Source organism: Enterobacter sp. UNJFSC 003 (assembly GCF_036903355.1).
GTDB lineage: Bacteria > Pseudomonadota > Gammaproteobacteria > Enterobacterales > Enterobacteriaceae > Enterobacter.
Genome location: NZ_JBAKHK010000001.1, coordinates 423,716 through 443,502, shown reverse-complemented (window position 1 = coordinate 443,502; position 19,787 = coordinate 423,716). Strand labels below are relative to the sequence as shown.

Genomic DNA, 19,787 nt, shown 5'->3' with positions numbered 1-19,787 from the left:
TTTCTTTTCTGGAATCCATTCAGGAATCAACCATACTCTTTTTACCGGTTCGCTTACTTATAACTGGTGCTTATCATTTTACTTTCGATCAAGGAGTTCCTATGTCTGGTTGGTTCGAATTAAGTAAAAGCAGTGATGGTCAGTTCAGGTTTGTGTTAAAAGCTGGAAACGGAGAGATCATCCTTACCAGTGAGCTTTACACCAGCAAAAGTGCGGCTGAAAACGGCATCGCTTCCGTACGCACGAACAGCCCCCTGGATGAGCGCTTTGAGAAGAAAACGGCCTCTAACGGTAAGTTCCATTTCAATCTCAAGGCGGGCAATCATCAGGTCATTGGCAGTAGCCAGCTTTATGCAACGGAACAATCGCGTGATAAGGGCATCACCTCGGTCAAAACCAACGGTTCTGTCCAGACGGTAAAAGACAACACCTGATAGCACAAAGCGCGCCGTGCGAGCGATGACGCGACCCGGCGCTTTACCTCCCCGCCCCGCAGCGCTACAATGCCCGCCCTTAAAGTGGGGGATCTCCCCTTACCGCTGCACCAGGTGCACGCGGATCTGACCTGTCATCAGAACGAGAACAAACATGTTTAAACCGGAACTCCTTTCCCCGGCGGGAACGCTGCAAAATATGCGTTACGCTTTTGCCTATGGTGCCGACGCCGTGTACGCGGGCCAGCCGCGCTACTCGCTGCGCGTGCGCAACAACGAATTCAACCACGAGAACCTGCAGCTCGGCATCAATGAAGCGCATGCCCTGGGCAAAAAATTCTACGTGGTGGTGAATATCGCGCCGCACAACGCTAAGCTGAAAACGTTTATCCGTGACCTGAAGCCGGTCGTGGATATGGGGCCAGACGCGCTGATCATGTCGGATCCGGGTTTAATCATGCTGGTTCGGGAGAATTTCCCGGAGATGGATATTCACCTTTCCGTACAGGCCAACGCCGTGAACTGGGCAACGGTGAAGTTCTGGAAACAGATGGGACTGACCCGCGTCATTCTGTCTCGCGAGCTGTCTCTTGAAGAGATCGAAGAGATTCGCACCCAGGTGCCGGATATGGAGATCGAAATCTTCGTTCACGGCGCGCTGTGCATGGCCTACTCTGGCCGCTGCCTGCTGTCCGGTTATATCAACAAGCGTGACCCGAACCAGGGCACCTGCACCAACGCCTGCCGCTGGGAATATAACGTCCAGGAAGGCAAAGAGGATGACATCGGCAACATCGTGCACAAGCACGAGCCGATCCCTGTCACCAACGTTGAGCCTACGCTGGGCGTCGGCGCGCCAACCGACAGCGTGTTTATGATTGAAGAAGCCAAGCGTCCGGGCGAGTACATGACCGCCTTTGAAGACGAGCACGGCACCTACATTATGAACTCCAAAGACCTGCGCGCCATCGCGCACGTCGAGCGCCTGACCCAGATGGGTGTGCACTCCCTGAAAATCGAAGGCCGCACCAAGTCCTACTACTACTGCGCACGTACCGCGCAGGTTTATCGTAAAGCCATCGACGATGCCGCTGCCGGTAAACCGTTCGACACCACTCTGCTGGAGACGCTGGAAGGTCTGGCGCATCGCGGCTACACCGAAGGGTTCCTGCGTCGCCATACGCATGACGATTACCAGAACTACGAGCATGGTTACTCCATTTCGGAGCGCCAACAGTTTGTGGGTGATTTTACCGGCGAGCGCAAAGGCCCGCTGGCGGCAGTCGCGGTGAAAAACAAATTCACCAAAGGTGACAGCCTGGAGTTGATGACCCCGCAGGGCAACATGAACTTCCGTCTGGAGCATATGGAAAACAAAAAGGGTGAAGCGATTGACGTCGCACCGGGCGACGGACACGTCGTCTGGCTGCCGGTTCCTGAAGAGGTCGAGCTGGAGTTCGCACTGCTGATGCGTAATTTCGAGGGTGAAAATACCCGAAATCCGCACAGCAAATAGTCAATCAGCGGGATTTTTTCACATCGGGATAATTCTTAGAATCGGATCACATACCGCTTCGTTCAATACGGGTATTATCCCCAGCGCTGAAAAACATAACCCATAAATGCTAGCTGTACCAGGAACCACCTCCTTAGCCCGCGTAATCTCCCTTACGTGGGCTTATTTTTTTGTTTAACACAACGAAATAAAAGCAATTACTTCAGGCCGCGTTCACATATTGACCACATCGATACTTAAAGCCTCGCTAACCGCCCCGTCAGTAAAGGACACGTGAAACACATCAGCTGAGGCAGACGGCACGCTGGATGGTTGTCAGAGAAAATGCCAGGCAGCACGACCTGCGCGACTGGTAAGCCAGTTCAGCCAAGTGGTTTCAATGAGGCATGTCTGGACCCGACGCAGCCCCTCGTCGTGGACGAAGTCGGTCACGATGTATATTAGGGTAAGGTTGCGGATCGCGCATGCGATTTCCTACAGAGAATTTAGTGTATTCATAGGTTCAGAACTTTAGCCAGGTTGGGATCATCTACTCAGACGGTGCGCGTCAGTGGTTAGTCAGACCTTCAAGACGGATTGCGACGCCAAACGAAAGCTCGGTAAGTCATGTCGTCATAACGAAAGTAAATGCATCATCAAGTAATCCTGTCCAGGCAACGACGACTACGATTCAATCCCCTTCATTAGCGACTGAAATAGGTTCTACGGCGATTTCTTGCGGAGCTGCTGCGGGTCTAAAAAGCGCTGTATTAACCTACCGCCTACTTAAATCGCTCGACATCCGAAAGTTTACTCTCGTTATTACAAAAAATGAGCCGAGCGGACCGCACGCGGTTAACTGAGGAAATCATTCGTATCCGAAATCCTGGGATCTCTAATTCAGGGGTTAACGCAGCGATGAAGGCTGGGATGTACCCTAAACGTTATCCCTCGGAAGCGCTGCAGTTGCTCTTACAGCGAGAGTTGTTGAAGGCTATTTCAAACTCCTCAGCATTTGTTGGAAGTGCTATCTCAGGTACAATCCGGAATCCTCAGAATATTACACAATCTGGTAAATACGTTTTTGGTTTGATTCAGTCTTTTTCATTTACAGGAAGTTTTTGACCTGGACATGATAAATTACATCAAAAAGAGCCTTGCATTAAGTACGGTGATAACAGGTGAAATGGCGACTGACGATCGCCAACGGCTTGAATCATTGAAACATCGCTTAAAAGGTCAGTTCGGTGTTCCTGTGGGTGTACATATGACAGGCATTCCATTAGCAATAAGCACCTTACTCACTATTTTTTGCTACGCTATGCTACAAGTTTCTGTCTGGATCTTGCTATTTCGCCTGTTCGGCTTACCTGAATTTAAGGTAATGATGGGAGTATTCCTTGCAGCAGTGGTGTATTGCATGGTTGTGATGAGCACGATGTTTTTAACTGCCAGAGGGTCCTTAACGGGATATAAACTGCATATTTCTGTTATTACACTGACTGGCTTGATGAGCATCGTTTACTTTATCTGGACGTGGATTTCACTTTTATTCGGCTCTGTAGAGAATTACACACCGCAAATAACCTCATTATTAGGGTTGGGATTTTTCTGCCTGAATATCGTGTGGATGAATACGTCAGTCTTTTACCGTTCAATTGCGCTAACGCTACATAATCGGGTATGGCGTAAGCAGTTGAAAATAGAGGTAACGCAAATGGAAGAACTCAAACGTTGAGGGTAGGAATCCATTGAGCAAAAGTCGTATAAAGAGTCAACAAAACGGGGCGCATCTTTCGTTGTAAAGGAGCCCCTTTTCACGCGGGTTTATTTTTCCCTTTCATCCTGTTCTTACCCGCTTTTTTCCTCTCTGCTATACACTCTAACTAACGCTAAAAAAGGGAGCAGCGCGGATGGCAACCTATCCAGACAGTTTATTGATTCTCAACGGCAAAAGTGCGGGCAACGATGTGCTTCGCCAGGCCATTACCGAATTACGGGAAGACGGTGCGCGCATTCACGTGCGGGTGACGTTTGAAAAAGGCGACGCGGCACGGTACATCGATGAAGGCATCCGGCTGGGCGTCAAAACCATTATTTCCGGCGGCGGAGATGGCACCATCAATGAGATCGCCTCCGCGCTTATCGACCTGTCCACGACAGACCGCCCGGTGATGGGGATTTTGCCGCTTGGCACGGCTAATGATTTTGCCACCAGTGCCGGGATCCCAGAAGACTTCGGGAAAGCGCTACAGCTGGCAATTCTGGGTAAAGCGACCGCCGTAGACATTGCGCAGGTGAATGATAAAACCTGCTTTATCAATATGGCGACGGGCGGCTTCGGTACGCGCATTACCAGCGAAACGCCGGAAAAGCTAAAGGCGGCGCTGGGCGGCGTGTCATACCTGATCCACGGTCTGATGCGCATGGACACGCTGAAGCCCGACCGCTGTGAAATCCACGGTGAGAACTTCCACTGGCAGGGCGACGCGCTGGTGATTGGCATCGGCAACGGGCGTCAGGCGGGCGGCGGACAACAGCTTTGCCCGGAAGCGTTGATCAACGACGGTCAGCTCCAGCTGCGTATTTTCACCGGCGACGGCCTGCTGCCTGCGCTGTTCACCACGCTGACGCAACCGGAAGAGAGTCCAAATATCATCGCCGGGAAATCCGCGTGGTTTGAGGTGATCGCCCCACACGGCATGACGTTTAACCTCGACGGGGAACCGTTAAGCGGAGAGAGGTTCCGCATCGAGGTCGTACCGGGCGCATTGCAGTGCCGGTTGCCGCCAGATTGTGTGCTGCTTCGCTAATACACCGCCACCTCACGCGCCATTTCGCGGGAATATTGTTGGCTGGCAGTGACCAGCATCCGCGTATAGTCCGTTTTAGCCTGCCCGGCGACCAGCTCGTCGACGGTCAGGCTTTCGAGGATTTTACCGTACTGCATTACCGCCACTTTCTGACACAGATGGGCAATAACGCCCAGATCGTGCGTTACCATCAGATAGGTCAGGTTCGACTCGCGCTGCAGTTGTGCCAGCAGGTTGAGGATCTCGGCCTGCACGGAGACGTCCAGCGCGGAGGTCGGCTCGTCCAGCAGCAGCACCTGCGGCTCCAGAATCAGCGCGCGGGCAATGGCAACGCGCTGTCTCTGCCCGCCAGAAAGCTGATGCGGGTAACGGTCACGAAACGCCCTGTTCAGCCCCACTTTATCCAGCAGGGCGTGAATGCGTCGCTCCCGGTCTTTGATGCCGTGGATTTGCAGCGGTTCTTCCAGAATGTCGCCGATCGTGTGGCGCGGATGCAGCGAGCCATAAGGATCTTGAAAAACCATCTGCACCCGGCGGCAGCGCTCCTGACTGATGCGTTTCTCCAGCGGTTTGCCGCCAATGGCCAGCTCGCCGTCCCAGTGCGTAAACAGGCCGGCCAGGCACTTTAATACTGTGGTTTTGCCCGAGCCGGACTCCCCCACCAGACCGTAAATGTCACCCTCTTTCACGCTGATGTTCACGTCATCCAGCACCCGATTGCGCTTCTCACCTTCGCCAAACGCCAGGTTGAGGTGTTTAATCTCGATCATCTCTGCTCCTTACTCGGTAAGCCAGCTGGCCTGGCGCTGCAGTACCGGCAGCGTCGGACGACGGTGGTTAATTTCCGGCAGCGCGCTGATTAACCCTTGGGTATACGGATGCTTCGCGTTGTGCAGATCTTTCGCCGCGATGGATTCCACCACCCGTCCGGCGTACATCACCAGCACCCGGTCGCAAAAGCTGCGCACCAGGTTGATGTCGTGGCTGATGAAGATTAGCCCCAGCCCGCGAGACTGCACCAGATCGTCCAGCAGACCGAGCACCTGTAAACGCACGGAGACGTCCAGCGCCGAAGTGGGCTCGTCGGCAATCACCAGCTCCGGATCAGTAATCAGCATCATAGCAATCATGATGCGCTGCCCCTGCCCGCCGGAAATCTCGTGCGGATAAAGGTGATAAACCCGCTCCGGCTGGCGAATGCGGACCACGTCGAGCATCTCCAGCACTTTGGCTTTTGCAGCCGCTTTGCCTCCCGGATGATGGGTAAGCCAGGCTTCGGCTATCTGATCGCCGACGCAGACCACCGGGTTGAGCGAGTATTTCGGGTCCTGCATGATCATCGAGATTCGCTTGCCGCGGATCCCGCGCATCTGCGCCTCGCTAACGGCGCGTAAATCCACGTCGCCAAACTGCATGCGCGTGGCGCTGATGCGGGCTTTCGCCGGGTGCAGGCGCAGTAACGCCCGCCCGACGGTGGATTTGCCGGAGCCGGATTCACCGACAATCGCCAGCTTTTCGCGTCCGAGCTGAAAAGAGACGCCGCGCACGGCGTTTGTCACCGCGCCACCGTTGATAAAATCGACGTGGAGATCGCGCACGTCGAGCAAAGGGTTATTCGCTGCGAGGATCGAGGATGTCACGTAAGCCATCTCCTAAGAAATTAAATGCCAGACTGTTGATCAGGATCGCCAGCCCCGGAATAGTCACGACCCACCAGCACTCCATCATGTAAGTGCGACCGCTGGAAATCATCGCGCCCCACTCCGGCTCCGGCGGCTGTGCGCCAAGGCCGAGAAAGCCCAGCCCGGCGGCAGTCAGAATGATCCCCGCCATGTTCATGGTGATACGGATAATGACTGACGGCAGACACAGCGGCACAATGTGACGCCACAGCACGCGCACCGGTGATGCCCCCTGTAAACGCACCGCAGAGATAAAATCAGCCTGGCGCAGTGAAAGCGTTTCGGCACGCGCCAGACGGGCAATCGGCGGCCAGGCGGTGAGCGTAATGGCAATCACCACATGCTCCAGCCCCGGGCCAAGCGCCGCAACAAACGCCAGCGCCAGTACCAGGCTTGGGAAGGAGATAAAGATATCGGTCACGCGCATCAGTACCGCATCAACCTTGCCACCGAAATAGCCCGCGGTGACGCCCAGCAGCAGCCCGAGCGGCCCAACGGTAACGGAGACCAGCAGCACGATATAGAGCGTGATCCGCGAGCCGTAAACCAGCCGGCTGAAGATATCCCGGCCAAACTCATCGGTGCCGAACCAGTGCTGCACGTTCGGTGCCGCCAGTGCATTATTGAGATCCTGCACCAGCGGGTTGTAGGGTGCGATCAGCGGCGCGAAGGCGGCCACTATCAGCAACAGCAGGATAATGCCGCCGCCAATGGCGGTGAGCGGATTGCGCGCCATTTTGCCGACAAACCCAGCGGCACGCTCGCAGGCGCGTTTGATGCGCTGACGGCGTTCAGACTGCCCTGCCCCCCGCGGCGTATCCAGAGACACGGTCATGATTTCGTCCTCGGGTCAAAGAGTTGATACAGCATGTCGGAGAGCAGGTTGAGCATCACGAAGATTACCCCTACCAGCAGCACGCAGCCCATCACCGCATTCATATCGCCCAGCAGCAGGCTGCCGGTGAGATACGAGCCAAAGCCGGGCCAGGAGAAGACGGTTTCGATCAATACGGCCCCTTCCAGCAGCGAGCCGTACGCCAGCGCCACCACCGTCAGCAGCTGCACGAGGATATTGCGAAAGGCGTGGTTCCAGATCACCTGACGCTCGGTTAAGCCCTTAACGCGCGCGGTGATGATGAACTCCTGCGAAAGCTGCGCCAGCATAAAGCTGCGGGTCATGCGGCTAATGTAGGCCAGCGAGTGGAAGCCGAGCAGCGAGGCCGGTAGTACCAGATGGTTAACGGCATTCCAGAACACCGCGCCGTTTCCGGCCAGCAGCGCATCAACGGTCATCAACCCCGTGCGACGGGGCACGACGCCTTCCAGCCCCAAATCCAGACGACCAGCGCCGCCCACCCAGCCAAGCCAGGCGTAGAACAGCAGCAGACCCATCATTCCGACCCAGAAGATCGGCGTGGAGTAACCCGCAAGGCTGATAATGCGCACCACGTAATCGGAAATGCTGTTCCGACGCGCCGCCGCCAGCACCCCGAGCGGAATGCCGAGGCCCGCGCCAACGAGGATGGCCATCGTCGCCAGCTCCAGCGTCGCGGGGAAGACGCGCAGGATATCGGCCGTCACCGGTTTCCCGGTCAGCAGCGCATTGCCTAAATTGCCGTGCAGCAGGTTGCTGAGGTAGAGACCAAACTGGGTAAGCAGGGATTGATCAAACCCCAGCTGGTGATACACCTGCTGATAGGTGCTGTGATCGGCATCCGGGCCGACAATGGCCAGCACCGGATCGACGGGCATCACGCGGCCAATAAAAAAGGTCAGCAGCAGCAGGCCGAACAGCGTCACCAGCACCTGCGTTAACCGTTTCGAAACGCGCCGGGTACGGGATCCGGGGGAAAGGATCGCCACGCTCATTGTTTACCTCCGGTTTTATAGACTTCACGCAGGAACGTGGTGGCAGAGGGATGGGACTGGAAATTTTTCACCTCATTACGCACCACCACCGAATCGACCATCTGCGACAGGGGAATCATCGCCGGGATCAGTTCGTCATAGCGCACCTGGATCTGCTGGTAGTCGGCCACCTGTTTTTTCGGATCGCGCTCCAGCAGGGCTTGATCAATCATCTCGTTGAGCGGCTTATCGTAGAAGCTGGTGCGCCAGCCCTGGAAGTTGGTCAGGCGGGCTTCATCGCTGTTATCCGGGTTGTAGACCAACGCGCGCAGGCTGGAGTTCGGATGCGGCTCGACCCCGCTACCGCCGCGCCCGACCAGCATGTCGAACTTACGTTCTCGCATTGCGCCATAAATCTGGTTGCCGGTGCCGGTGATGATTTTGGCGTTAATCCCCGCCTGCATCAGGGTGGACTGTACGGCAATGGCGATATTCAGAAACGGCTGATCGGCCAGCACGCGCAGAGTGGTATCAAATCCGTCAGGATAACCCGCCTCCGCCAGCAGCTTTTTGGCGCGCGGGATATCGAGCTTATAGCCCGGATCCGGCAGCGTTGAGGGCATGCCCGCTTTGATCGGACGCTGATGCAGCACGCCGTATCCCGGCATCAGCGCTTTATTGATGCCCTGATAATCAATCAGATAACGCACTGCTTCACGGACTTTCGGGTTAGCGAAGTGCGCCTCTTTCATGCTCATCGCCACATAGTAGACCGTGCCTTTTTGCACGGCCTCCACGGTGAGCTGCGGATCGTTGCGCAGGGCGTTGATGTCCGCCACCGCCATATTGTTGGCAATGTCGAGGTCGCCTTTCTCAATCATCAGGCGCAGGGTTTGCGACTCCTGGAAATGACGCAGCACCACGCGGTTCATCTTCGGCGCTTCGCGCCAGTAGTGCGGGTTGCGCTGCATGCGCAGCACGTCTTTCGCCTGCCAGGTTTCGAGCATGAACGGGCCGGAACCGGCTTCGTTGGTGGTGAGCCAGCGGTTGCCCCAGTCGTTATTGACCGCATGCTGTTGGACCGTTTTGCTGTCGAGTACGCCCAGATTGCCAAGCGCGCCGAGGGAATAAATCACCAGCTGTGGGTCATTGGCTTTCGGCAGAACAATTTGCACGGTGTATGCATCCGGCGCACGTATCTGCTGGTCGACGTTTTTCTTGCTGAAACCGTAGGATTTCCACACCGACGCCTGCGCGAGGTTAAGATGCAGCAAACGCCGCATCGACCAGACCACGTCTTGCGCCGTCAGCGGATTACCAGAGTGAAACGTGACGTCATCGCGCAGATGAAAGGTCAGGGTTTTGCCGTCAGGGGCAATATCCCAGGATTTCGCCAGCGCGGGCCTGACGTTGGTGAGCGCGTTCGGGTCAAGCTCCACCAGCGAATCATAGAGATTGACCACGATGCCCACCACTTCATTCCCGGTCATTGCCGCCGGATCGAGGGTTAGCAGGTTATTCATATTCATGCCGATGATGAGCTGGTCGGGCGGCGTTTTTGCGTACACCGCACCGCTCCCCATCATCAGCGAGAGCGCGAGCAAGCACGCGCCGGCTAAGGGAGATCGTTTCATGTATATATCGCCTGTAGGGTACGTTTTTATGCGTCAGTCGTGGCTGACGGTATTGGCTTCGATATATGCAAAATTAATGTCTTCGCCCAATCCCGGGCGGGTTGGCAGGCTGACCATGCCGTTTTCGTCCATCGGGTCAATCAGGCTGTTGAGGTACGCCGCCGGTTCGTCGTAGTCGAGGAACGGGTGCAGCAGGCCGCGCTCGTACCAGCGGCAGTTCTTAATGGCACCGATTACCGCCAGGCTTGCTGCGCCGTTACCGTGAACCTCGCAGTCCATACCAAAGGATTCCGCCAGATGCGCCACTTTCAGCGTCGGTGAAATGCCGCCCACCCCGTTAGCGCCGGCCCGCAGTATGTCGCAGGCACCTGCTTTTACCCAATCCGCGCGGCTGTGGTGTTTGCCACCCAAGCTTTCCGGTCCGATAATCGGGATCGACAGGTTCTCTGCCAGCCAGGCGTAGGAGGACATGCTCTCCTCTTCCATCGGCTCTTCGAACCAGGCGAAGTTGAGTTTTTCCAGCGCTTTGCCGATGTAGAGCGCTTCCGTACGGCTGTACCAGTGATAGCCGTCGATCATCAGATCGATGTCCGGGCCAACCGCTTCACGTACGGCGGCACAGGCTTTAACGTCCATTTTCGGGTTCGGCGCAAAGGAGACTGGTGGCATCCAGGTGTGCAGCTTGATGGCTTTATAGCCGCGCGCCACCAGCTTCTCCGCAAAGCTGGCGTACTCCTCCGGCGTTGAAAGCCCGCCCGGCAGGTCATCGCCGCACATGGTGCTGCCATAGGCTGGGACGCTGTCACGGTAGCCGCCCAGCAGCTTCCAGACCGGTATATTCAGCTTGCGGCCCGCCAGATCCCACAGCGCCTGCTCAACGAAGGAGAGCGCGCGTTCGGTCAGCTGATGGGCGCTGCCGCGCTGCCAGTGCACCAGGTCCTGCCAAATTTTTTCGCGGTCGAAGGCGTCCTGACCGATCAGCACTTTGCGAAAGAAAGTGTTAACCACATACGGACGCACCACTTCCGGCGGCGCGAACGCGTACCCTTGAGTGCCATCGTCTGCGGTGAGGGTCAGCATCGCCATTTTTGCCATGCTTTCCGCCCCCGGATGGGAATGTCCTGCGCTGTCGGAAACCCGACGCGTCGGATACTGGAAGACGGTGACGTTTACAGATTCGATTTTCATTATCAGTCCTTAACACGACAGAGGTTCAGTGTGTCTTGTATTTTGAAAAGCTGTTTCGAAACTAACTGTAAGCGCAAAATTCGTCCGCTGCCTTAGACAAATTCCGCTAAGCTTCGACCATTTTTTGTGCATACGCACGACGAGGAGTGACAGTTTTCACAAAAGAAAGCGGAACTGTGACGGGGATCGGAAGGGATGTTTGAATGAAATAAAATAGGGTTTCGAATTTTCTGTATCCCTCTCCCCGATAGGGAGAGGGGAAAATGATTAAGCAATCGTCACTTTGCTATCCAGATACACGTCCTGGACCGCGTTAATCAGCTTCACGCCGTCGGCCATGGTTTTCTTAAACGCCTTACGGCCGAGGATCAACCCCATGCCGCCCGCGCGCTTGTTGATCACCGCCGTGCGCACCGCGTCGGTCAAATCGGTGTCACCGCCTGCCGCACCGCCGGAGTTAATCAGCCCTGCGCGGCCCATGTAGCAGTTCGCCAACTGGTAGCGCACCAGATCGATCGGGTTATCGCTGGTCAGCTTGCTGTAGACGCGGTCATCGGTGTAGCCGAAGTTCACCGCCTTATAGCCACCATTATTCTCGGCCATTTTCTGCTTCACAATATCGGCACCGATCGTGGCCGCCAGATGGTTCGCCTGACCGGTCAGGTCCGCGGACACGTGGTAATCCACGCCGTCTTTTTTGAATGCGTTGTTACGCAGGTAAGCCCACAGCACCGTCACCATTCCCAGCTCGTGCGCGCGTTCGAAGGCGGCAGAGATCTCTTCTATCTGACGACGCGACTGTTCAGAGCCAAAGTAGATGGTCGCCCCGACCGCCACCGCGCCCATATTGAATGCCTGCTCGACGCTGGCGTACAGGGTCTGGTCGTATTCGGTGGGATAACTCAGGGTTTCGTTGTGGTTTAGCTTAACGAGGAATGGAATCCGGTGGGCATAGCGCCGCGAGACGGATGCCAGCACGCCGTAGGTCGATGCCACACAGTTACAGCCCGCTTCAATCGCCAGCTCAACAATGTTCTTCGGATCGAAATAGAGCGGGTTGGCGGCGAAGGACGCCCCCGCGGAGTGCTCTACGCCCTGGTCAACGGGCAGAATAGAGAGATACCCGGTACCAGCGAGCCGCCCGGTGTTGTAGAGCGTCTGCATGTTTCGCAGTACGGCTGGCGGCCGGTTATTGTCAATCATCACGCGGTCTACGTAATCGTGGCCAGGCAGATAAAGCTGCTCGGCTGGAATGGTCATACAACGATGCTGTAAAAGGCTGTCGGCGTCTTTGCCAAGCAACTGCGCAATATCAGTCATAGTGATGCTCCCGTAAGTCCGACGTGAGTCGGAGCGTGTATCCAGGCCCGCCGTTTTGCAGGCAGACTAAGCCTGGTACCGACTTAACAGATTTTCCACCTTCTGTATTTTTTTTCAGCACAATCTGCTGGCTCGATTCGTGTACAACAAAACTGTTACATTGATCAAACAATCACCACAAAGGTATTTAAAAGGTATTATTGAGTGGTATGTTAAAGGCGTACCCTCTCTGACATGCAGGATTAAACAATGAAAACGAAAGTCCAACTGTCATTCATGATGTTTGTTGAATGGTTTATCTGGGGCGCATGGTTCGTACCGCTGTGGCTATGGCTGAGTAAAAGCGGCTTTACCGCCGGGGAAATTGGCTGGTCTTATGCCTGTACCGCCATTGCGGCGATCCTCTCACCTATTCTCGTCGGCTCGCTGACCGACCGCTTCTTCGCGGCGCAAAAGGTGCTGTCGGTCCTGATGTTTGCTGGCGCTGTCCTGATGTACTTCGCCGCGCAGCAAACTCAGTTCAGCACCTTCTTCCCGCTGCTGCTGGCCTACTCCCTGACCTATATGCCGACCATCGCGCTGACCAACAGTATCGCGTTCGCCAACGTGGATGACGTCGAGGCTGATTTCCCGCGCATTCGCGTGATGGGCACCATTGGCTGGATCGCCTCCGGCCTGGCGTGCGGATTCCTGCCGCAGATGATGGGCTACAGCGACATCTCCGATACCAATATTCCGCTGCTGATGACCGCGGCCAGCTCGGCGCTGCTCGGCGTGTTCGCGCTGTTCCTGCCCAATACGCCGCCAAGGAGCACCGGCAAGCTGGATATTAAAGTGATGCTGGGGCTGGATGCGCTGATCCTGCTGCGCGATAAAAACTTCCTCGTGTTCTTCTTCTGTTCGTTCCTGTTCGCGATGCCGCTGGCCTTCTACTACATCTTCGCTAACGGCTATCTCACCGAAGTGGGGATGAAAAACGCCACCGGCTGGATGACGCTCGGCCAGTTCTCCGAAATCTTCTTTATGCTCGCGCTGCCGTTCTTTACCAAACGCTTTGGTATTAAGAAGGTGTTACTGCTGGGTCTGATTACCGCCGCCATCCGCTACGGGTTCTTTGTTTACGGCGGGGCGGAACAATACTTCACCTACGCCCTGCTGTTCCTCGGCATTCTGCTGCACGGCGTGAGCTACGACTTCTACTACGTGACCGCGTATATCTACGTGGACAAAAAAGCGCCGGCGCATATGCGTACCGCTGCGCAAGGCTTGATTACGCTGTGCTGTCAGGGCTTTGGTAGCCTGCTGGGTTACCGCCTGGGCGGCGTGATGATGGAAAAAATGTTCGCTTACAAAGAGCCGGTGAATGGGCTGACCTTCAACTGGGCCGGAATGTGGACGTTTGGCGCAATCATGATTGTGGTGATTGCCGTGCTGTTTATGCTGTTTTTCCGCGAATCGGATAAAGAGATCGCCGCCATTGAGGTGGTCGAAAGCGATTCTGCGCTGACACAAGGGGAAGTTAAATGAAACAAGAACGTATTCTCGGTGCTCTTTACGGGCAGGCGTTAGGGGATGCGATGGGCATGCCGTCGGAGCTGTGGCCGAGAAAGCGTGTGAAAGCACACTTCGGCTGGATCGACCGTTTTCTACCCGGCCCGGCGGAAAACAATGCTGCCTGCTATTTCAACCGCGCAGAATTCACCGACGATACGTCGATGGCGCTGTGTCTGGCGGATGCGATTATTGAGTGCGACGGGGAAATCAACGCGGATGTTATCGGCAAACATATCCTGCGCTGGGCGCTGGATTTCGATGCATTTAATAAAAACGTGCTCGGCCCGACCTCCAAAATCGCGCTGAATGCGATTCGCGACGGCAAGCCGGTGAGCGAGCTGGAGAATAACGGCGTGACCAACGGGGCGGCAATGCGTGCCTCCCCGCTGGGCTGTCTGCTTCCCGCCACCCGCCTTGAACATTTTGTTTCACAGGTGGCGCTGGCCTCCAGTCCGACCCATAAATCGGATCTTGCTATCGCGGGTGCGGTGGTCATTGCCTGGGCGATTTCCCGCGCCGTTGAGGGTGAGTGCTGGCAGAACATCGTCGATGCGCTGCCGGGCATTGCCCGCTTTGCGCAGGAAAGTCACACCACCACCTTCAGCGCATCGCTGGCAGCGCGCATTGAGCTGGCACTTAAAACGGTGCGTGAAGCCAACGGCATAGAATCTGCCAGCGAGCAGGTGTACCAGCTCGTTGGGGCAGGCACCAGCACCATTGAGTCCGTTCCGGCGGCCATTGCAATGGTCGAGCTTGCAGGAACCGACCCCAACCGCTGCGCCATTTTATGTGCCAACCTCGGAGGTGATACCGACACGATTGGCGCAATGGCGACGGCAATCTGCGGGGCGCTGCACGGCGTACAGGCGATTGATCCGGCGCTCAAGGCCGAACTTGATGCGGTGAATCAGCTTGATTTTGACCACTACTGCGAGAGACTCCTGCACTTCCGGGAGCAAAGGGAGGGCGTATGAATTCGCTGGCACCACGCCTGGAGACATTGCACGCCACGCGGCCCGTCACGGTGCTGGGCGCGGCGGTTATTGATGTGATCGCCGATGCCTACGCCCTGCCCTGGCGCGGGTGCGATATCGAGCTTAAACAGCAGAGTGTGAATATCGGCGGCTGCGCGCTCAATATTGCCATCGCCCTGAAGCGGCTCGGCATTGCGTCACAGAATGCGCTCCCCGTAGGGCATGGCGTGTGGGCAGATATTATCCGCAATGCGATGGCAAAACAGGATCTGCAGAGCGCCGTGGAAGCCGAAAGCGGGGATAACGGCTGGTGTCTGGCGCTGGTAGAGCCTGACGGCGAACGGACCTTTATGTCGTTTAGCGGCGTAGAAAACCAGTGGCAGCCCGCCTGGCTTGAGGCGCTCAACGTGCCGGCCAACAGCCTGGTCTATTTGTCCGGCTATCAGCTGGCCTCGCCGTGCGGCGAGCTGCTGACGGGCTGGCTGGAAGGGTTGCAGGACGTCAGTGCCTTTATCGATTTTGGACCACGCATTGCGGATATTCCCGACGCGCTGATGGCGCGCGTGATGGCCTGCAAACCGATCGTGTCGCTTAATCGTCAGGAGGCGCAAATTGCCGCAGAGCGACTGGGGGTTACTGTGGAAATGCTGGGCGCTTGCTGGCAGCAGCGCTTCCACGCCGCGCTTATTGTGCGTCACGATAAAGACGGAGCAATGTGGTATGACGGCGCGGACTCGGGTCACGTTCCGGCATTTCCCGCCACGGTAGTGGATACTATTGGCGCGGGGGATAGCCATGCGGGCGGTACGCTGGCCGGACTTGCAGCTGGCTGGCGTCTGGCTGATGCGGTGCGGCTGGGTAATGCGGTTGCGGCTTGGGTGGTCAGCCACCGTGGCGGCGATTGTGCCCCAACGCGCGAGGCGTTACTCCTCGCACACAAAGACGTATAGATCGCTCCGGCAGTAGCTGATGCTATACTCGATCGGCCGGTGCTGTTGGTCAAGCGCAACCTGCTTGATTACCAGCACCGGTATTTTATCGTCCATCTTAATGTGCGCCTGAAATTCACTGTCCGGCATGCGGGCGCTTACCCATGAGCGGGTGCGCTGCGGGAAGATATTCTGGCTGCGGAAGTAGTCGTACAGTGAAATCCCTATCTCATCCGGATCGGGGATAAACGCCACCGGCACCCAGGACTCTTCAATCGAGACGGCGTCATCATCAACATAGCGGATGCGCTTAAGCAAAAAGACATCGCTTTCCGGCGCTAACGACAGCTGGTTCGCCACCTCCTCTGGACACTTCACGACGCGTTTGTTGACCCACAGCGTGTTAGGCGTTTTGCCGCGCAGCACCACCTGCTGAGAAAAGCCGCGCGCCTCTTTGAGTGAATACTCGAAGATATTGTTGATTTGGGTTCCGTAACCGCGGGAGCGCGTCACTACCCCCTCTTCCTCCAGCGCCTGCATCGCTTTACGCACGGTAATGCGCGACACGCCGGTTAACTGGCTCAGATCGCGCTCGCCGGGCAAAATATTCCCGTGCTCCAGCATGCCGCTTCGTACCGCATTTTTTACCGTTTCGGCAAATTTCAGGTACAGCGGCGTGTTGTCCGGCGCGGCGATCCGTTCATTCAGTTGAGCGATTAACCGGGTATGCGCTTGTTCCATCTCTGTTTTCTCAGGCGTGGTGTTTCCTGCCAGTATACTGGGTTACCACCACGCATGAAAATGATGAACCGGCCCAATACCGTGACCTACTTCCAGAGTATCGGCTTTTGCCAGCGCCGCGGAGAGCCAGATTTTAGCTTCGCCCACCGTATCGGCCCAGCTTTCATGCCGGGGCCGCAGCGCCGCCAGCGCGGCAGAGAGCGTGCAGCCCGTGCCGTGGGTGTTTATGGTTTGCACGCGCGCCGCGGTAAAACGCATTTCGCCATCGAGGGTAAAGAGCCAGTCCGGGCTTTCGGCATCATCAAGATGACCGCCCTTCATCAGCACCGCGTCGCAGCCCATCGCCAGCAGCGCGTTCCCCTGCGCTTTCATTTCGCGTTCAGTTTGCGCATGCGATGTGCCTAACAGCGCGGCGGCTTCCGGCAGATTGGGCGTGATCAGCGCCACCTGCGGCAGCAGCTTTGTGCGCAGCGTCTCCACGGCGGAGGCGGAGAGTAGCGGGTCGCCACTTTTCGCCAGCATGACGGTATCCAGCACCACGTTTTGCACCTGATAACGCTTAAGCCGCTCGGCCACCGCTTCCACAATGTCCGTTTCGGCCAGCATGCCGATCTTGGTGGTATCAATACGAACGTCGCTGAACACCGAATCCAGCTGCGCGGCAACAAAATCCGGATCGATTCGGTAGACCGACTGCACGCCGCGCGTGTTTTGCGCCACCAGCGCGGTAATGACGGAACAGCCGTATGCGCCAAGGGCGGAGAAGGTTTTCAGGTCAGCCTGGATACCCGCGCCGCCGCTGGGATCGGTACCGGCAATGGTCAGAGCGTTAATCCGCTTCATGCCTGCTCCTCCAGCATATAGAGTGCATCCAGGAACGCGCTGGCAAAACTGCCCGGGCCCCGGGACTGCGCTACAGCGGCCGTTCCGGCACGCTTCATCCATCCGCAGGCGGCTGCCACGTTGTCTAACCTGTCACCCGGCAGCGAACAGCTCGCCGCCACAACCGCCGAGAGCGCGCACCCCGTACCGACGACGCGAGTCATCAGCGGGTCGCCCCCCGTTACCGTGCGGGTTTGCTGCCCGTCGGTGATGTAGTCCACCTCTCCCGTGACCACAACAATGGCATGGGTCTGAAGCGCCAGCGCCTGCGCGGCGGGTAACGCCCTGGCAGCGGTATCGGTCGTATCGACCCCACGTCCGCCCGCGCTCATTCCGGCAAGCGCAAGAATTTCAGAGGCATTGCCGCGAATGGCTGCGGGGTTGAGGGCGAGAATTTGATGGCAAAAACGCGTGCGAAACGCCAGCGCCCCAACAGCAACCGGATCGAGCGTCCAGGGCTTGCCTGCCGCCACGGCGCGCTCAATCGCACGTCGCATTGCCTGGGCGCGAGATGACGTCAGCGTGCCCACGTTAATCAGCAACGCATCGGCGAGCGCGGCAAACTGTTCGGCTTCTTCGGCTTCAATTACCATTGCCGGAGAAGCGCCCAGAGCGAGCAGCACGTTGGCCGTGAAGGTTTGTACGACATCGTTGGTCATACAGTGCGTGAGCGGGGAACGGGTTCGGAACTGATGTAAAACGTGTAGATCGAGCAGGTCAGGCTGCATGGTTTCGCTCCTGCCTTGCGTGAAGAAGCGATGACCGGGAAGGCATCTGACTTCCCTACGCTGGCATTATCCAGATCAGGTAATACGGGTATTTCTCAGCCTTCACAAAGAAGGGCACCCCGAGTCAAATAAAACAAAATCAAAAGGTTGCGATTAACGCCCCGTTAATCCCTGTTCTGGATCATGCCAGCGGAAAGCCAAAGACTCAACCCTAAAAAATGCTCTGTGTGCAAGCTTGTGTCCCAAGTTGTGGCTCATAGCACCAAACACCGAACACAAAAAAGGCCGGGTTTCCCCAGCCTCAATAGCACAATTGAAGGTGCCTTCACAAACCTATTTACCTAGATGTGCTCTTAGCTTAGCGGTGCCGATAGACATAGCCGCGCCAGGTGACATTCTGTTAGTGGAACTAGTAGACCGCCTGAGCAGTCTTAACGCTGAGAATTGGGAAGCACTGAAAAGCCAGATCGATAGTAAAGGTTTACGGGTGGTAGCTCTCGATCTGCCTACCAGTCACGTTGTATTAGCCGCACAGGGGGAGCTTGTGCAATCCATGTTGGCAGCTATCAACGGTATGATGTTAGAAATGCTGGCAGCAACCGCCCGTAAAGACTACACAGACCGCCGCCGTCAGGCAGAGGGTATCAGCAAAGCGAAAGCTGGGGGCGCTTACAAGGGCCGTCCAGTAAATGAGAAGCTACACGAACAGATCCGCGCATGGTATGAAGCAGGTAAGACAAAGAGCGAGATCCATCGCCTCACAGGTGCAGCAAGAACCACCATTAACAAAGTGCTGGCGGCGTAAACCTCCCCCGTTTCGGGGCCACTTGGTCCCTGATATCTGGGTATTGTCGGGGTAAAAAACCGGGAGAGGCTCAAATTGCGCTTAATAGCTCAACTAATGGCGCAAAGCATCGCCCTCTCTCCCAAATCTTCTGTTACGAAATGTAGTTTCACTTAGATCTAATGCTTGTTGCGCATGTGGTTATTGTTTGTAAAATGACCTCTGTGATTATTTCTATAATCAGTAAAGGGACTTATGAAACAGTACAACAACGATCCTACCCCTGAAATTCTTTCATCTTTTGATAAACCAGCGTTCAGTGATAAAAAAATTGCTGAAATGGGTCAACAATGGCAGGAACTCATTACTAAACAGCAAACCGAACTCCAACAGCATCCAGTGAACGAGATCTTTCGCATCGAGATTGAAGGAAGTCTGACTCGTGACGGTGGCATACTCAAAACCGCAACATCCACTTCGGAAGTCGAGATCAGCACAGGTCAAAAACTCGGGGTCGCTCAAACTCAGGATGCAGTCGTTTATCCCGAGGGTACTGAGGCGACAATAATCAGTGGTGCAGGAGAGGCTGAACATAATAACGCACGCCGTAGCGTTGCTCTTGTCGGCAGTCGTCTCAGCAATGGAGATGAAATAACAAGTACCCCTCAGGGATCAGAAATACTGGTTCTACGTCGTGGCATTCCAGCAGCAAAGGGATTTCTTGTTGATAACTTTGAAGTAGACAAAATGTTGGCAGCAGAAACTGCTCACTGAGGGATCA

General features: G+C 56.1%; 19 protein-coding genes, 1 pseudogene and 1 riboswitch. Of the genes and pseudogenes, 9 read left to right on the top strand and 11 right to left on the bottom strand.

What is annotated here, in order from left to right; translation table 11 throughout:
* Window positions 1-101 precede the first annotated feature (101 nt).
* Together V5P19_RS02005 and yegQ are read left to right on the top strand one after the other, a co-directional pair.
* Window positions 102-434 carry a YegP family protein gene (locus V5P19_RS02005; RefSeq protein WP_148242213.1) on the top strand — a complete coding sequence of 111 codons (333 nt, stop codon included), beginning with the start codon at window positions 102-104 and terminating at the stop codon, window positions 432-434.
* A 154-nt stretch (window positions 435-588) separates the two neighbouring features.
* Complete coding sequence (gene yegQ / locus V5P19_RS02000; RefSeq protein WP_334399634.1) at window positions 589-1,950, top strand: tRNA 5-hydroxyuridine modification protein YegQ; 1,362 nt, start codon at window positions 589-591, stop codon at window positions 1,948-1,950.
* 243 nt (window positions 1,951-2,193) lie between these two features.
* On the opposite strand, the pseudogene V5P19_RS01995 reads toward yegQ, so the two are convergent.
* Window positions 2,194-2,421, bottom strand: a pseudogene (locus V5P19_RS01995) (phage baseplate assembly protein V); the annotation flags it as partial.
* A gap of 640 nt (window positions 2,422-3,061) precedes the next feature.
* Between V5P19_RS01995 and V5P19_RS01990 the strand changes: the two are divergent.
* A complete protein-coding gene (locus V5P19_RS01990) occupies window positions 3,062-3,667 on the top strand; it encodes a hypothetical protein (RefSeq protein ID WP_334399632.1) in 606 nt (201 codons plus the stop codon).
* A 175-nt stretch (window positions 3,668-3,842) separates the two neighbouring features.
* Window positions 3,843-4,742, top strand: coding sequence for a lipid kinase YegS (gene yegS / locus V5P19_RS01985; RefSeq protein WP_334399630.1), 900 nt, complete (start codon window positions 3,843-3,845; stop codon window positions 4,740-4,742).
* On the opposite strand, the gene V5P19_RS01980 is transcribed toward yegS, so the two are convergent.
* The 7 genes from V5P19_RS01980 to fbaB all read right to left on the bottom strand — a co-directional run bounded on the left by V5P19_RS01980 (window position 4,739) and on the right by fbaB (window position 12,414).
* Window positions 4,739-5,512: an ABC transporter ATP-binding protein gene (locus V5P19_RS01980; protein ID WP_334399628.1), complete on the bottom strand. Its 774-nt coding sequence runs from the start codon at window positions 5,510-5,512 to the stop codon at window positions 4,739-4,741. The two genes, yegS and V5P19_RS01980, sit on opposite strands and share 4 nt — an antisense overlap.
* A gap of 9 nt (window positions 5,513-5,521) precedes the next feature.
* Entirely contained in the window at window positions 5,522-6,382 is an 861-nt protein-coding gene (locus tag V5P19_RS01975) for an ABC transporter ATP-binding protein (RefSeq protein ID WP_334399627.1), read from the bottom strand.
* Window positions 6,354-7,259 carry an ABC transporter permease gene (locus tag V5P19_RS01970; protein WP_334399626.1) on the bottom strand — a complete coding sequence of 302 codons (906 nt, stop codon included), beginning with the start codon at window positions 7,257-7,259 and terminating at the stop codon, window positions 6,354-6,356. The genes V5P19_RS01975 and V5P19_RS01970 overlap by 29 nt, the downstream gene beginning before the upstream one ends.
* The gene (locus tag V5P19_RS01965) at window positions 7,256-8,293 is read right to left on the bottom strand and encodes an ABC transporter permease (RefSeq protein WP_334399624.1); all 1,038 of its coding nucleotides are present in this window, start codon (window positions 8,291-8,293) and stop codon (window positions 7,256-7,258) included. Before V5P19_RS01965 ends, V5P19_RS01970 begins: the two co-directional genes overlap by 4 nt.
* A complete protein-coding gene (locus V5P19_RS01960; RefSeq protein ID WP_334399622.1) occupies window positions 8,290-9,906 on the bottom strand; it encodes an ABC transporter substrate-binding protein in 1,617 nt (538 codons plus the stop codon). Before V5P19_RS01960 ends, V5P19_RS01965 begins: the two co-directional genes overlap by 4 nt.
* A 33-nt stretch (window positions 9,907-9,939) precedes the next feature.
* Window positions 9,940-11,094: a mandelate racemase family protein gene (locus tag V5P19_RS01955; protein ID WP_334399620.1), complete on the bottom strand. Its 1,155-nt coding sequence runs from the start codon at window positions 11,092-11,094 to the stop codon at window positions 9,940-9,942.
* 267 nt (window positions 11,095-11,361) lie between these two features.
* Complete coding sequence (fbaB, locus tag V5P19_RS01950; protein WP_334399618.1) at window positions 11,362-12,414, bottom strand: class I fructose-bisphosphate aldolase; 1,053 nt, start codon at window positions 12,412-12,414, stop codon at window positions 11,362-11,364.
* Between the two features lie 249 nt (window positions 12,415-12,663).
* Between fbaB and V5P19_RS01945 the strand changes: the two genes are divergently transcribed.
* Genes V5P19_RS01945 through V5P19_RS01935 form a run of 3 tightly spaced genes read left to right on the top strand, consistent with a single transcriptional unit; the run spans window position 12,664 to window position 15,892 of the window.
* Window positions 12,664-13,941: a nucleoside permease gene (locus tag V5P19_RS01945; RefSeq protein WP_334399616.1), complete on the top strand. Its 1,278-nt coding sequence runs from the start codon at window positions 12,664-12,666 to the stop codon at window positions 13,939-13,941.
* Window positions 13,938-14,942: an ADP-ribosylglycohydrolase family protein gene (locus V5P19_RS01940; protein WP_334399614.1), complete on the top strand. Its 1,005-nt coding sequence runs from the start codon at window positions 13,938-13,940 to the stop codon at window positions 14,940-14,942. Before V5P19_RS01945 ends, V5P19_RS01940 begins: the two co-directional genes overlap by 4 nt.
* Complete coding sequence (locus V5P19_RS01935; protein ID WP_334399612.1) at window positions 14,939-15,892, top strand: PfkB family carbohydrate kinase; 954 nt, start codon at window positions 14,939-14,941, stop codon at window positions 15,890-15,892. Before V5P19_RS01940 ends, V5P19_RS01935 begins: the two co-directional genes overlap by 4 nt.
* Here V5P19_RS01935 and V5P19_RS01930 read toward each other — a convergent pair.
* From V5P19_RS01930 to thiM, 3 genes are read right to left on the bottom strand one after another with little or no spacing between them, the layout of a single operon-like run.
* Entirely contained in the window at window positions 15,866-16,612 is a 747-nt protein-coding gene (locus V5P19_RS01930) for a GntR family transcriptional regulator (RefSeq protein WP_334399610.1), read from the bottom strand. The two genes, V5P19_RS01935 and V5P19_RS01930, sit on opposite strands and share 27 nt — an antisense overlap.
* A 42-nt stretch (window positions 16,613-16,654) precedes the next feature.
* Window positions 16,655-17,455: a bifunctional hydroxymethylpyrimidine kinase/phosphomethylpyrimidine kinase gene (thiD, locus tag V5P19_RS01925; RefSeq protein ID WP_334399608.1), complete on the bottom strand. Its 801-nt coding sequence runs from the start codon at window positions 17,453-17,455 to the stop codon at window positions 16,655-16,657.
* Window positions 17,452-18,222 carry a hydroxyethylthiazole kinase gene (thiM, locus tag V5P19_RS01920; RefSeq protein WP_334399606.1) on the bottom strand — a complete coding sequence of 257 codons (771 nt, stop codon included), beginning with the start codon at window positions 18,220-18,222 and terminating at the stop codon, window positions 17,452-17,454. Before thiM ends, thiD begins: the two co-directional genes overlap by 4 nt.
* 35 nt (window positions 18,223-18,257) lie before the next feature.
* Window positions 18,258-18,354, bottom strand: a riboswitch (TPP riboswitch).
* Between the two features lie 271 nt (window positions 18,355-18,625).
* On the opposite strand from thiM, the gene V5P19_RS01915 reads away from it, so the two are divergent.
* Window positions 18,626-19,027, top strand: a complete 402-nt coding sequence (locus V5P19_RS01915) for a hypothetical protein (protein WP_334399604.1) — start codon at window positions 18,626-18,628, stop codon at window positions 19,025-19,027.
* Between the two features lie 234 nt (window positions 19,028-19,261).
* Complete coding sequence (locus V5P19_RS01910; RefSeq protein ID WP_334399602.1) at window positions 19,262-19,780, top strand: hypothetical protein; 519 nt, start codon at window positions 19,262-19,264, stop codon at window positions 19,778-19,780.
* The last annotated feature ends 7 nt before the right edge of the window (window positions 19,781-19,787 follow it).